This window comes from Pseudomonas sp. SJZ079 (assembly GCF_007993865.1).
Classification (GTDB): Bacteria; Pseudomonadota; Gammaproteobacteria; order Pseudomonadales; family Pseudomonadaceae; genus Aquipseudomonas.
In genome coordinates this window covers 15,598-28,881 of the sequence record NZ_VIUH01000028.1, presented here as the reverse complement: position 1 = coordinate 28,881, position 13,284 = coordinate 15,598, and the positions used below count along the sequence as shown (strand labels likewise).

At 61.7% G+C, this 13,284-nt stretch carries 11 protein-coding genes; 8 read left to right on the top strand and 3 right to left on the bottom strand.

Going from position 1 to position 13,284, the window contains the following annotated elements; translation table 11 throughout:
- Complete coding sequence (locus FBY03_RS19640) at positions 1–1,044, bottom strand: ABC transporter ATP-binding protein (RefSeq protein WP_147174037.1); 1,044 nt, start codon at positions 1,042–1,044, stop codon at positions 1–3.
- A gap of 285 nt (positions 1,045–1,329) precedes the next feature.
- The gene (gene ydcS / locus FBY03_RS19635; protein WP_147174036.1) at positions 1,330–2,481 is read right to left on the bottom strand and encodes a putative ABC transporter substrate-binding protein YdcS; all 1,152 of its coding nucleotides are present in this window, start codon (positions 2,479–2,481) and stop codon (positions 1,330–1,332) included.
- A gap of 461 nt (positions 2,482–2,942) precedes the next feature.
- Here ydcS and prfB point away from each other — a divergent pair.
- From prfB to FBY03_RS19600, 7 genes are all read left to right on the top strand, one after another.
- Positions 2,943–4,038 (top strand): peptide chain release factor 2 gene (prfB, locus tag FBY03_RS19630; protein WP_147174035.1). Its coding sequence is split into 2 segments (ribosomal slippage): positions 2,943–3,014 and positions 3,016–4,038, totalling 1,095 coding nucleotides; the frame shifts between segments, so codons are not numbered across the junction.
- 81 nt (positions 4,039–4,119) lie between these two features.
- On the top strand, positions 4,120–5,622 hold the full coding sequence (gene lysS, locus FBY03_RS19625) for a lysine--tRNA ligase (RefSeq protein ID WP_025165123.1): 1,503 nt from the start codon (positions 4,120–4,122) through the stop codon (positions 5,620–5,622).
- 128 nt (positions 5,623–5,750) lie between these two features.
- The gene (locus FBY03_RS19620) at positions 5,751–6,464 is read left to right on the top strand and encodes a TetR/AcrR family transcriptional regulator (RefSeq protein WP_147174034.1); all 714 of its coding nucleotides are present in this window, start codon (positions 5,751–5,753) and stop codon (positions 6,462–6,464) included.
- Between the two features lie 92 nt (positions 6,465–6,556).
- A complete protein-coding gene (locus FBY03_RS19615) occupies positions 6,557–7,108 on the top strand; it encodes a hypothetical protein (protein ID WP_147174033.1) in 552 nt (183 codons plus the stop codon).
- A 30-nt stretch (positions 7,109–7,138) separates the two neighbouring features.
- On the top strand, positions 7,139–8,434 hold the full coding sequence (locus FBY03_RS19610; protein ID WP_178090722.1) for a flavohemoglobin expression-modulating QEGLA motif protein: 1,296 nt from the start codon (positions 7,139–7,141) through the stop codon (positions 8,432–8,434).
- Between the two features lie 240 nt (positions 8,435–8,674).
- Positions 8,675–9,421 carry a TIGR00266 family protein gene (locus tag FBY03_RS19605; RefSeq protein WP_147174032.1) on the top strand — a complete coding sequence of 249 codons (747 nt, stop codon included), beginning with the start codon at positions 8,675–8,677 and terminating at the stop codon, positions 9,419–9,421.
- Between the two features lie 200 nt (positions 9,422–9,621).
- A complete protein-coding gene (locus FBY03_RS19600; protein WP_147174031.1) occupies positions 9,622–9,945 on the top strand; it encodes a hypothetical protein in 324 nt (107 codons plus the stop codon).
- A 104-nt stretch (positions 9,946–10,049) separates the two neighbouring features.
- Here the strand turns inward: FBY03_RS19600 and FBY03_RS19595 are convergent, their stop codons facing one another.
- Positions 10,050–10,394 (bottom strand): hypothetical protein, encoded by a 345-nt coding sequence (locus FBY03_RS19595; RefSeq protein ID WP_025165129.1) that lies wholly within the window; start codon positions 10,392–10,394, stop codon positions 10,050–10,052.
- A 194-nt stretch (positions 10,395–10,588) separates the two neighbouring features.
- Here FBY03_RS19595 and ppc point away from each other — a divergent pair, with 194 nt between their 5' ends.
- Positions 10,589–13,225, top strand: coding sequence for a phosphoenolpyruvate carboxylase (gene ppc / locus FBY03_RS19590; protein WP_147174030.1), 2,637 nt, complete (start codon positions 10,589–10,591; stop codon positions 13,223–13,225).
- The last annotated feature ends 59 nt before the right edge of the window (positions 13,226–13,284 follow it).

Genomic DNA, 13,284 nt, shown 5'->3' with positions numbered 1-13,284 from the left:
TCAGCGACCCTTGTGCAGCAGGTCTTCGCGCAGCGCGATCATGGCGTGCCGCGCCCAGCGTGCGGTGACGCGCTGGCCCGGCTGGTGCGCGGGTGTGGATTCCTGCCACTGATCATTGGCCTGGCTGATGCTCAGGCTTTGGCCGTTTTCCAGCTGTAGCTCGTAGCGGGTTGCCGCGCCTTGGTATTGGATGTCGTGCAGCAGCCCACTGATTTCCACTTCGCCGCTTACGGCGGGCTGGTCGTCGGCAAAGCGGATATGTTCCGGGCGAATGGAGAAGGGCTGGTCGCTCCCGGTCAGGCGTTTGGCCAGCTCGCCGCGTAGGACGTTGGAGGTACCGACAAACTCGGCGACGAACGCCGTCGCCGGTTTCATATAGAGGTTGCGCGGGGTGTCGACCTGTTCGATGGCGCCCTTGTTGAACACCGCCACGCGGTCGGACATCGACAAGGCTTCGGTCTGGTCGTGGGTGACGAAGATGAAGGTGATGCCAAGCTGGCGTTGCAGTTTCTTCAATTCACCCTGCATCTGCTCGCGCAGCTTCAGGTCCAGTGCGCCGAGCGGTTCATCCAGTAGCAACACCCGCGGCCGATTGACCAGCGCGCGGGCCAGGGCCACGCGCTGGCGCTGACCGCCGGAGAGCTGCGCCGGCTTGCGCTCGCCGTAGCCTCCGAGGGCGACCATCTCCAGCGCTTCTTCGGCGCGGCCGTGGCGTTCGCGCCTGCCGATGCCTCTGACTTTCAGGCCGTAGGCGACGTTGTCGAGCACGTTCATGTGCGGGAACAGCGCGTAGTCCTGGAATACCGTGTTGACGTCCCGTTGGTAGGGCGCCAGGCCAATGGTTTCGGCGCCGTGAATGCGGATGGAGCCGGTGCTGGGCTGCTCGAAACCGGCGATCAGGCGCAGGCAGGTGGTTTTTCCCGAACCCGAGGGACCGAGCATGGAAAAGAACTCGCCGTCCTCGATATCGATCGACACCCGGTCGACGGCTGTGATACTGCCGAACAGTCGCGATACGCCAGAAAACTGTACTGCAAGGGTCATTTCAACAAGCTCCAGGAGGACAGCCATTCCACCCGCCCCGGCTGCCGGTGATTGCCGACATGAGACAAGCGGGGGCAGGTGAGACGTGTAGCGGTAAAACAGAACTCAGGGCTCAACATCCGGGAAACGGCCGACCAGGATCTTGCCTCGCGCGGTCCAGCACTGAGCGAGCGGTTCCCGGACCAGGCATCGCGCAGCACGAGGCACGACTAACCGCCTGCCAGGCGAGCTTCGAGCGAGAGCGCCGCGCCGTCCAGGGGCTGCGCAGCCCGCGCGATTACAGAATCAACGGCCGCCCATGATGGCGATGTAGTCCTGGGTCCAGCGACTGTAGGGCACGTACTTGCCTCCTTCGGATTCCGGCGTCTTCCAGAAGGCGATTTTGTCGAAGTTGTCGAAACCGTTGACCTTGCAGCCTTCGGCGCCGAGCAGTTCGTTACCTTGGCAGGCGGCCGGCACGGCCGGCACTGAGCCGAACCAGGCGGCTAGATCACCTTGTACCTTGGGCTCCAGCGACCAGTTCATCCACTTGTAGGCACACACCGGGTGCTTGGCCTTGGCGTGCAGCATGGTGGTGTCGGCCCAGCCGGTGGCCCCTTCCGCGGGCACCGTGGAGGCGATTGGCTGGCTCTCCAGCTGCAAGGCGTTGACCTGGTACGGCCATGAGCCGGAAAGCATCACCCCTTCGTTCTTGAAGTCGCTCATCTGCACCGTGGCGTCGTGCCAATAACGGTGAATCAGCCCATGCTGCTGGCGCAGCAGATCGAGGGCGGCGGCATACTGTTTTTCGTTGAGCAAATAAGGGTCCTGGATACCTAGTTCGGGCTTGGCGCTTTTCAGATAGAGCGCGGCGTCCGCGATATAGATCGGGCCGTCATAGGCCTGGACCCGACCCTTGTTGCTCTTGCCGTCTGGCAGGGTCTGCTCCTCGAACAACACTTTCCAGCTGGTTGGGGCTTGCTTGAATAGCTTGGCGTTGTACATCAGCACATTCGGCCCCCACTGATAGGGCGTGCCATAGTGCTTACCGTCGACGGTGTGCCAGGGGCCATTTTTCAAGCGCTCGTCGACGTTCTTCCAGTTGGGGATCAGGTCGATGTTGACCGGCTGTACGCGCTTGCCGGCAACCAGGCGCAACGAGGCGTCGCCGGAGGCAGTGACCAGGTCGTAGCCGCCCTTGGCCATCAGGCTGACCATTTCATCGGAGGTGGCGGCGGTCTTGACGTTGACCTTGCAGCCGGTCTGCTGTTCGAAGCCTGAGACCCAGTCGTAAGCCTTGTCGGTGTCGCCACGTTCGACATAACCGGGCCAGGCGATGATGTCGAGCTGGCCTTCGGCCTTGCCGAGGGCTTGCAGTGGTTCGGCGGCCTGTACTGCGCTGGTAGCCAGCAAGGCGGTGGTCAGTGCGCTGAGCACTGTGGTTCTGTGCACGGACATGGTGATTCCCTCTGGTTGACCTCGTTATCAGGGCCGCGGGCTGTCGAGCGGCGGCTCGAGTGCGCGGTCGATGAAGCTGGTCAGTTACTGGCTTTGACGGGCAGCCTCGCGCAGACAAGCGAACAACAGGCAGTTCACGGCATCAGCAACCCTGCAACTAAATGGCCATGACTATTGTTTGAGCATAGATGGAGCGGGCGCCAGTGCAATCCAGATCGGCAAGTCAGTCTAGGAGACTGGCGGCAGAGTCAGCCGCATTGAACCTCGGCTCTGCGCCTCGGTACGTTGCGCTGGGAACTAGGGCGTCGACCGAGGGTTAGTGCCGCCATCGGCGCTTGCCAGCCGTGCGTTCCGTGCGCTGCAGGTAGCCGCATCGCGCCGATTGCGGGCTGCAAGAGTCGAATCGACTGGGGTATACTCGCCGGCTTTTCCGAAAGTTTTACCTGCGAGTGTCGCCAGCCATGGAAATCAACCCGATCCTTAACAGCATCAAGGACCTGTCCGAACGCTCCCTGACTATTCGGGGGTATCTTTGACTACGATCACAAAAGTGATCGTTTGATCGAAGTTAACCGCGAACTCGAAGACCCGAACGTCTGGAACAACCCGGATTACGCCCAGGAACTAGGGCGTGAACGCGCCGCCCTGGCGCAGATCGTCGAGACCCTGGAACAGATGTCCAGCGGTCTGGCCGATGCGCGCGACCTGCTGGAAATGGCGGCCGAGGAAGAAGACCAGGCCGCCGTTGATGATGTCGCCGCCGAAGTCGAGCGCCTGCGCGAAGCGTTGGAAAAGCTCGAATTCCGCCGCATGTTCAGCAACGAAATGGACCCCAATAACGCCTACCTGGATATCCAGGCCGGTTCCGGTGGCACCGAGGCTCAGGACTGGGCCAACATGTTGTTGCGCATGTACCTGCGCTGGGCCGACAAGCGCGGTTTTGAAGCCACCATCATGGAACTGTCCGCTGGCGAAGTTGCCGGGATCAAGGGCGCGACCTTGCATATCAAGGGCGAATACGCCTTCGGCTGGCTGCGTACCGAGATCGGCGTCCACCGCCTGGTACGCAAGAGCCCGTTCGACTCCGGCAACCGTCGGCACACCTCGTTCACCGCGGTGTTCGTCTCGCCGGAGATCGATGACAACATCGAAATCGACATCAATCCCTCGGATCTGCGGATCGACACCTACCGTTCCTCTGGGGCCGGTGGTCAGCACGTCAACACCACCGACTCGGCGGTGCGGATTACCCACGTGCCGAGCAACACCGTGGTCAGCTGTCAGAACGAACGCTCCCAGCACGCCAACAAAGACACCGCGATGAAGATGCTGCGGGCGCGCTTGTACGAGCAGGAAGTGCAGAAGCGCAACGCTGCCTCGCAGGCGCTGGAAGACACCAAGTCGGATATCGGCTGGGGCCATCAGATCCGCTCCTACGTACTCGACCAGTCGCGCATCAAAGACCTGCGTACCAGCGTCGAACGCAGCGATTGCGGCAACGTGCTCGACGGCGATATCGACGATTACCTTGTGGCCAGCCTCAAGCAAGGGCTGTAAGCCTGGCCTGACAACGCGGCTGCCGAAGCAAGCCCCTCGCCTTGGCGAGTGCAACGAACCTGTGATGGAAAATTTAAAGACATGAGCGACCAGCAACTCGACCAGCACGAACTGCAACAGGAAGAAAACAAGCTGATTGCCCTGCGCAAGGAAAAGCTTGCCGCCGCGCGTGAGCAGGGCAACGCCTTCCCCAATGATTTCCGCCGCGACAGCTACTGCGCGGACTTGCAGAAACAGTACGTCGACAAGACCAAGGAAGAGCTGGCCGAAGCGGCTATCCCGGTCAAGGTCGCTGGTCGCATCATGCTCAACCGCGGCTCCTTCATGGTGATTCAGGACATGAGCGGGCGCATTCAGGTCTACGTCAACCGTAAGACCCTGCCGGCCGAGACGCTGGAAGCGATCAAGCACTGGGACCTGGGCGACATCATCGCCGCCGAAGGTACCCTGGCCCGTTCCGGCAAGGGTGACCTGTACGTCGAGATGACCAGCGTACGTCTGCTGACCAAGTCGCTGCGTCCGCTACCGGACAAGCACCACGGCCTGACCGACACCGAACAGCGCTACCGTCAGCGCTACGTCGACCTGATCGTCAATGAAGAGGTGCGCCAGAGCTTCCGTGTGCGTTCCCAGGTGATCGCCCACATCCGCAGCTTCCTCATGCAGCGCGACTACCTCGAAGTGGAAACGCCGATGTTGCAGACCATTCCAGGCGGCGCCGCGGCCAAGCCCTTCGAGACCCATCACAACGCCCTGGACCTGCAGATGTTCCTGCGCATCGCCCCGGAGCTGTACCTCAAGCGGCTGGTGGTGGGGGGGTTCGAGCGAGTCTTCGAGATCAACCGCAACTTCCGTAACGAGGGCGTTTCGACCCGGCACAATCCCGAGTTCACCATGCTCGAGTTCTACCAGGCCTACGCCGATTACGAAGACATGATGGACCTCACCGAAGAGCTGTTCCGCGAGTTGGCGCAACTGGTACTCGGCAAAACCGACGTGACTTACCAGGGCAAGGTGTTCCACTTCGGCGAGCCGTTCGCCCGCCTGTCGGTGTTCGACTCGATCCTCAAGTACAACCCGCAGATCAGCGCCGACGACTTGCGCAATATCGACAAGGCGCGGGAAATAGCCGAGACCGTCGGTGCCGACGTGAAAGGCTTCGAAGGCCTGGGCAAGCTGCAGACCATGATTTTCGAGGAGCTGGTCGAGCACAAGCTGGAGCAGCCGACCTTTATCACCAAGTACCCGTTCGAAGTGTCGCCCTTGGCCCGGCGCAACGATGACGACCCGAGCGTGACCGACCGTTTCGAGCTGTTTATCGGTGGCCGCGAGATCGCCAACGCCTATTCCGAGTTGAATGATGCCGAAGACCAGGCCGAGCGTTTCATGGCCCAGGTGGCCGACAAGGACGCCGGGGACGATGAAGCCATGCATTACGATGCCGACTTCGTCCGCGCCCTGGAGTACGGCATGCCGCCGACCGCGGGCGAGGGCATTGGTATCGATCGCCTGGTAATGCTGCTCACCGATGCGCCGTCCATTCGCGATGTGATCCTCTTCCCGCACATGCGCCCGGAAGCCTGAGGGTCTTGCTCAAGCCGCCTTCGGGCGGCTTTTTGTTGTCTGGGAATAGATTATTCTGCCGACTGCGGCGCTCCCACAGGGTCAAACACTCTGTGGTTTCTTCGATTGTATGAGAGGACTTGCCAACCGTGACCCCTTCGCCTGCTCATGACAGTGCCACTCGTGTGGCCAATACCGTCGCCGAAAGCGTCCAGTACCAGGGTCGCAAGGCCAGTCGGCAGGGCAGTGAACTACGACGCCAGGCGATTCTCGATGCCGCCATGCGCATCGTCGTGCGTGACGGCGTACGCGCGGTACGCCATCGCTCGGTGGCGGCCGAGGCCGAGGTGCCATTGTCGGCCACCACTTACTACTTCAAACATATCGACGACTTGATCACCGACACCTTCGCCCAGTTCGTCGAGCGCAGTGCCGCTTACATGGCGGCGTTCTGGAGCAATACCGAAGGGCTGCTGCAGGAGCAGGTCGGCAAGCTCGACGGTAGCGTCGAGGCGCGCCGTGACCTGGCGGACGAAATCGCCCGGCTGGCGGTGGAGTATGTTCGCCACCAGTTGCTCACCCGCCGCGATCATCTGTTGGCCGAGCAGGCGTTCCAGCAGGAAGCGTTAATTAATCCGCGCCTGCACGAGCTGGTACGCGCCCACCGCAGCATTCTTCTGCAGGGGGTTATCCAGTTCTTCGAGGTGCTCGGTTCGCAGCAGCCGGAGCAGGATGCTCCGCTCTTGACCGGAATTATTGTGCAAATGGAGTATCAAGGCCTGCTCGACGGTATAGAACATCTGGACAATCAAGGTATGTTGACCATTCTTAAACGCTATATGTATCTGGTGTTGGGGTTATGAGCCGTCGCGGGCTTGTCCCCACGGTCCAATAAGGAAATAGCCGGCGCGATTAAGCCGGCGCTACGCACAATGCTTTGTACAAGGAGAGCACAATGAATGCCTGGCGCTTAGTGGTCGCCATGTCCTTCCTGCTGTTGAGCGGTTGCCTGGTTACGTTCAAGGATCCGATTCCGGCCAACGAATCGGCGCCTATTCCTCTGCTGGGTGAGTGGACGCGTAAGAACGAATGGGGCGAGCAGCTCTACCTGCTGATCAGCCGTGCTGGTTCCAACGTCTACCGGGCCAGAACCTATGTCGACAACCTGGACAACCTCGACAGCCTGGAAGAGTACGACTTTACCGTGGCCCATCACGGACGCCGCTGGTACCTGTCGGCCGGTGTACCGAAGCGCCTGGGGGCTAATTTCGCCATCGCCGGCTTCGAGTTGACCACCACTAACGAGTTGGTGATTTACAACCTGGATGTCGATCGTATCCTGCAAGAGCTTGAGCAGGGTGGGCTTGAGGGCGAGGTAGTCGAGACCCCGCAGGGCGACGGCGTGCTGATCAGCAGTCCGCTATATAAGGTGTTTGCTTACCTGGACGATCAGGCCAACTCAGACGTGTTTATCGAAGTTGCGCGCTATCAGCGCGACGGCCAATAACCTGCCCCATTGCGGGGTAAAGAGGGACCGATGAACAGCCAAATAGAGCTGGACGAGTATCAACTGATCGTTCGCGCATTATCCGATCGGATTGTCGAGGCGCAAACGCCGATTCGCGTGCTGGATGCGGTGAAGTGGGACGACAGCATTCGCGAGGGCTTTCTCAAGCACAAAGGCAAAAAGCAGCCGGTGGTCGACCGCGCTTATTACGACAGCCGACCGCTGGCCTTCGACGCGGCGGCGAAGAAGCTGGAGTTCCAGAACATCGAGCGCGACGTTACCCGCCAGTTGGGCCAATTCAACCCGGTCGGGCAGATCATGCGGCGCATGTGCCGCGAATACCGCATGGTCATTCGCATGCTCGAGGCGCGCGGCACCGAGGACTTTGGCCTGATCTCGCAGGAACTGTATGGCGCGGCGTCGGATGCCTTCCATGCCGGCGACCCGACTCTGTCCGACCTGGGCCTGATGTTTTCCGACTACCTGAATAACATCGACAAGCGTGGCGATCTCGAGGACGAGCCCAAAGACCTCACCGCCAAGCAGGCCGTCGATCTGCTGCAGCACCGCCTGAACAAGGTGTTCGGTGAGGCGGAAGAAACCATTCGGGTGTTCGAGTCCGATGGCATCCTCGCCGATGCCGCCGCTGGCGCCGATTACATCAAGATTCGCGCCGATGCGATGTTCAACCAGCGTGACGTCAAGGCCCTGGAAGTGCACGAAGGGCTGGTGCATGTGGCGACCACCCTCAATGGTCTGAATCAACCGGTCTGTACCTTCCTGGCCAAGGGCCCGCCGTCCTCCACGGTGACTCAGGAAGGGCTGGCGATTCTGATGGAGGTGATCACCTTCGCCTCTTACCCGACGCGCCTGCGCAAACTGACCAACCGCACGCGTGGCATCCACATGGCTGAGGAGGGCGCGGACTTTCTCCAGGTGTTCGAGTTCTACCGCGAGCAGGGCTTCAGTCTGGAGGAGGGCTACAGCAATGCCAGTCGGGTGTTCCGTGGCTCGACTCCGACCGGGCTGCCCTTCACCAAGGACCTGTCCTACCTGAAGGGCTTCATCATGGTCTACAACTACATCCAGCTCGCCGTGCGCAAGGGCAAGCTGGAGCAGATTCCCTTGTTGTTCTGCGGTAAAACCACCCTGGAAGACATGCGCACCCTGCGCCAATTGGTCGACGAAGGCCTGGTCGCAGCGCCGAAATACCTCCCTGAGCAGTTCCGCGACCTCAACTCGCTGTCGGCGTGGATGTGCTTCTCCAACTTCCTCAATCACCTGAGTCTGGACCGCATCGAAGCCGACTACGCCAACATCCTCTAGTAGCTACTGCGCTCGGTTATGCGGCGTTGCGCACGACCTGAAAAATGCTCATTTACAGTCGTAAACTCCGCTTTTTCAGGCCGTGCGCGCCTTGCCTACCCTTCGCTCGTGACGCTCCTAGCCCTTAAATAGATGAACCGTAGCCCGGATGCATCTGGGAAATCGCCCAATTCAAACTGCCAGAGCCGTAGCCCGGATGAAATCCGGGACGCTGCCCGACTTGCCAGGAGACTGACTGCAATGCCCAGCCACGAACTCGACTATGAAATCCTCGGCACGTCGGCGCAAAGCGTGGAGATCATTCTCGATCCCGGTGAGACGGTGATCGCCGAAGCCGGGGTGATGAACTACATGACCGAGGGGGTGCGCTTCGACACGCGCATGGGCGATGGTTCGGCCACCGGTGTACTGGGCAAGTTGTGGGGCGCCGGCAAGCGCATGCTAACCGGCGAGTCGCTGTTCATGACGCACTTCTCCAACGCCGGCAAAGCACCGGCGCGGGTGGCTTTCGCCGCGCCTTACCCGGGCACCGTGGTGCCGATCCAGCTGGCGCCACTGGGTGGCAAACTGATCTGCCAGAAAGATGCCTTTCTCTGCGCCGCCTACGGCACGGCGATCGGCATCAGCTTCAACAAGCGCCTGGGCGCCGGTTTCTTCGGCGGTGAAGGCTTCATCCTGCAAAAGCTCGAAGGCGATGGCCTGGCCTTCGTGCATGCCGGTGGTACGGTGATCCGCAAGGAGTTGAACAACCAGACGCTGCGCCTGGACACCGGCTGCCTGGTGGCGTTCAGTGCCGGCCTGGACTATGACATCCAGCTGGCCGGCGGCTTGAAAAGCATGCTGTTTGGTGGTGAGGGTATCTTCCTGGCCACACTCAAGGGCAGCGGTACCGTGTGGATTCAGAGCCTGCCCTTCTCGCGCTTGGCCGAGCGTGTCTATGAGGCCACCTTCAAGGCCCGCGAGGAAGTCCGCGCCGGCGGAAAATGAGCGATTGCCGAGAGCTGAGTGAGCGTAGATAGATGCGAATCGAGTCGGGCCGGCCTCGAAGGTGCTGGGTTATTGACCCAGCTCAGTGACCACAAGGCGCAGGCCCTTTCCAATGACCCGCACTTGTATCAAGCTGCGCCGCCGTGTGGTTTCAGCGGCCTGCACTATTTGCTTTAAGTTTCCAACTTCGAGAATTCTGTATGAGCGAGCGTAACGCAATCCCCTTGATTCTTACCGGTATCGGCAGCATCTGCGCGACCGTGGCGGTGCTCACGTACTACGGTTATGTGCACTTCGCCCAGCCGCAGGATGCCTTGCTGTTGGCCGATTTCACCATGCTCAAGACCGTTCCCGGCGAGGACTACAAGGTCTCGTTGAAGCCGGCCAACCAAGTGGCGCAGTGCGTCGATGGCGTGCTGGTGCTGTTCGATCTTGAGCAGAAGGGGCTTACCGGCGTGCTGGTGGATAACAAAAAACAGGCCGTGCGCTGCATGGGTGAACAAACCCCCAGCGCCGCGCAGTGACGGTTGCCGGTGTTTACCGGCAACCGTCAGAGGTTGTGAAAATATCAACACCCTAGCGGGCGTTTGGAAGCGGTCGCAGTAGGCGAGAGTTTTTTCACAGCCTCTCAGTGCTCGGCACTGTCCTGTTGCAGGCTGAGCTCACGCAGGTACTTGCGTGACAAGGCGAGGAAGCGTGGGGTCGGACCAATGTCTTCATACAAGGGATCGCCCTGTTCATCGGTTGCCACTACCTGGCTGCCTTTGACGTAGGGCAGGCTGGCTTCCATTTCTTCCAACGCCGCGCCGATCAGCTCGCCGAGCAACTCTTCGGTGTGGTGCTTGGGGTACATCTCAGTCAGGGCCGCCAAACGCGCCGCAGCTTCCAGATCGAGGTGGATCTGGTAGGTGCTGCGGGTCAGACGACCCTTGGAGTTCTGTTCCCAATGGTGGACAAGCTCGCGAATCTTCATAACTACCTCGTCCTTCGCCTATGTGTAGTTGGCGCTTGTGCTATTCCGTTTGCTCGGGCCGACCTTTTGCTTGGGGCCAGACCCTGTTTTAAGCCTAGACTGCTTTGCGGCGCGTAGAGGCTCTGCGTCGTGCCCTTGTAAGAACTTGCCGCGCTGGGCACTCTTGGTTTTCAGGTATCAGCGGAGGATCGGTCATGGCGGAAATCGACGCGCGTTTGCGCGAGGACGTGCATCAGCTCGGCGAGCTGTTGGGCAATACCATCAATGTGCAGTATGGCGCGGCCTTTCTCGGCAAGATCGAACGCATCCGTAAGGGCGCAAAAACCGCTCGACGTGGCTCGGCTGCCGGTGCCGAACAGCTCAGTGCCGCCCTCGATCAATTGAACGACGACGAATTGCTGCCGGTGGCGCGCGCCTTCAACCAGTTCCTCAACCTGGCCAATATCGCCGAGCAATACCATCGCATCCGTCGGCGTGGCGCCAACGAGCCCGAGCCCTTCGAGTCGCGCGTGCTGCCCGAACTGTTGCAGCGGCTGTTGGCCAAGGGACACAGTGCCGATGCCTTGGCGCGCCAGCTCGGCCGCCTGGACATCGAGCTGGTGTTGACCGCCCACCCGACCGAAGTGGCGCGACGCACCCTGATCCAGAAGTACGACGCCATCGCCGCGCAACTGGCGGCGCAAGACCACAGCGACTTGTCCAGCGCCGAGCGCGAGCAGGTCGCCGCGCGCTTGCAGCGGCTGATCGCCGAGGCCTGGCATACCGAAGAAATCCGCCGCAGCCGGCCGAGCCCGGTGGATGAAGCCAAGTGGGGCTTCGCGGTGATCGAGCATTCGCTGTGGCAGGCAGTGCCGAACTTTCTGCGCAAGGCCGATCAGGCCTTGCACGCTGCGACCGGGCTGCGCTTGCCGCTGGCGGCGGCGCCGATCCGCTTCGCCTCCTGGATGGGCGGCGACCGCGACGGCAACCCCAATGTGACGGCCGCGGTGAGCCGCGAAGTGTTGTTGCTGGCGCGCTGGATGGCCGCCGACCTGTACCTGCGTGACATCGAACAATTGGCCGCAGAGTTGTCCATGCAACAGGCCAACCCAGAGTTGCGCGCGCAGGTAGGCGACAGCACCGAACCCTACCGCAGCCTGCTCAAGCAACTGCGTGAGCGCCTGCGGGCAACCCGGAGCTGGGCGCAGGAGGCACTGCACGGCCAGCCGGCCGTATCGCCAGCGGTATTGCAGGACAACCGCGAGTTACTCGAGCCCTTGCAGTGCTGCTACCAGTCCTTGCACGACTGCGGCATGGGGGTGATCGCCGATGGCCCGTTGCTCGACTGTCTGCGCCGGGCCGTGACCTTCGGTCTGTTTTTAGTGCGCCTGGATGTGCGCCAAGATGCCAGTCGTCACAGTGCCGCGCTGAATGAGATCACCGATTATCTGGGCCTCGGGCATTACGCCGAGTGGGACGAAGAGGCGCGCCTGAAATTTCTCATGACGGAGTTGGATAACCGCCGGCCGCTATTGCCGACGCACTTCAAGCCCAGTGCGGAAACCGCCGAAGTGCTCGCCACCTGTCGGGAAGTGGCTACCGCCCCCGCCGCCTCTCTGGGTTCCTACGTGATCTCCATGGCCGGCGCGCCCTCCGATGTGCTGGCCGTACAGTTGCTGTTGAAAGAAGCCGGCTTGCAGCGGCCGATGCGTGTGGTGCCGCTGTTCGAGACCCTCGCCGATCTGGATCAGGCCGGGCCGGTGATCGAGCGCCTGCTCAATCTGCCGGGCTATCGAGCCCGCTTACATGGTCCGCAGGAGGTGATGATCGGTTATTCCGACTCGGCCAAGGACGCCGGCACCACGGCGGCGGCCTGGGCGCAGTATCGGGCGCAGGAGACCTTGGTACAGGTGTGCAGCGAGCAGCAGGTCGAGTTGCTGTTGTTCCATGGTCGTGGCGGCACCGTTGGCCGTGGCGGCGGTCCGGCCCATGCGGCGATCCTCTCGCAACCCCCGGGTTCCGTGGCCGGGCGCTTTCGTACCACCGAACAGGGCGAAATGATCCGGTTCAAGTTCGGCTTGCCGGACATCGCCGAACAGAACCTCAATCTCTACCTGGCGGCCGTGCTGGAGGCCACCCTGCAGCCGCCGCCAACGCCGGAACCGGCCTGGCGGGAGTTGATGGACCGGCTGGCCGCCGATGGCGTCAGCGCCTACCGCGGTGTCGTGCGTGAGCATCCGCAGTTCGTCGAATACTTTCGCCAGGCCACCCCGGAGCAGGAGCTCGGGCGTCTGCCTCTGGGCAGTCGCCCGGCCAAGCGCCGTGCCGGTGGGGTCGAGAGTCTGCGGGCGATTCCGTGGATCTTCGCCTGGACCCAAACCCGGCTGATGCTGCCGGCCTGGCTCGGTTGGGAGCACGCCCTGGCCAACGCCTTGCAGCGTGGCGAAAGCCAGTTGCTGGGGCAGATGCGCGAGCACTGGCCGTTCTTCCGCACCCGCATCGACATGCTGGAAATGGTCCTGGCCAAGGCCGACGGGGCGATCGCCGAGCTGTACGACGAGCGTCTGGTCGAGCCCTCCTTGCGTCCTTTGGGTGAGCATTTACGCGACCTATTGTCGCAGGCCAGTGCCGCGGTGCTGGGGCTGACCGGGCAGTCGCAGCTGCTGGCGCACAGTCCCGAGACCCTGGAGGCGATCAGTGTGCGCAACACCTATCTGGACCCTTTGCACCTGCTTCAGACCGAGCTGTTGGCCCGCTCCAGAACGCGTGAAAACCAGGCCGACAGCCCTCTGGAACAGGCGCTGTTGGTCAGTGTCGCGGGGATTGCCGCCGGCTTGCGCAACACCGGCTAGCGCCCCTGGCGAGGAACCTGGGATAGCGCATTCGAGGCGCCCAAAACGACCTGCGCCGG

Bases quoted from the DNA above. Each gene is read 5' to 3' on its own strand.
- FBY03_RS19640 (WP_147174037.1), bottom strand. From the start codon at position 1,044: ATGACCCTTGCAGTACAGTTTTCTGGCGTATCGCGACTGTTCGGCAGT.
- FBY03_RS19600 (WP_147174031.1), top strand. From the start codon at position 9,622: ATGAGCGAGCGTAACGCAATCCCCTTGATTCTTACCGGTATCGGCAGC.
- FBY03_RS19610 (WP_178090722.1), top strand. From the start codon at position 7,139: ATGAACAGCCAAATAGAGCTGGACGAGTATCAACTGATCGTTCGCGCA.
- FBY03_RS19595 (WP_025165129.1), bottom strand. From the start codon at position 10,394: ATGAAGATTCGCGAGCTTGTCCACCATTGGGAACAGAACTCCAAGGGT.
- lysS (WP_025165123.1), top strand. From the start codon at position 4,120: ATGAGCGACCAGCAACTCGACCAGCACGAACTGCAACAGGAAGAAAAC.
- ydcS (WP_147174036.1), bottom strand. From the start codon at position 2,481: ATGTCCGTGCACAGAACCACAGTGCTCAGCGCACTGACCACCGCCTTG.
- FBY03_RS19605 (WP_147174032.1), top strand. From the start codon at position 8,675: ATGCCCAGCCACGAACTCGACTATGAAATCCTCGGCACGTCGGCGCAA.
- FBY03_RS19615 (WP_147174033.1), top strand. From the start codon at position 6,557: ATGAATGCCTGGCGCTTAGTGGTCGCCATGTCCTTCCTGCTGTTGAGC.
- ppc (WP_147174030.1), top strand. From the start codon at position 10,589: ATGGCGGAAATCGACGCGCGTTTGCGCGAGGACGTGCATCAGCTCGGC.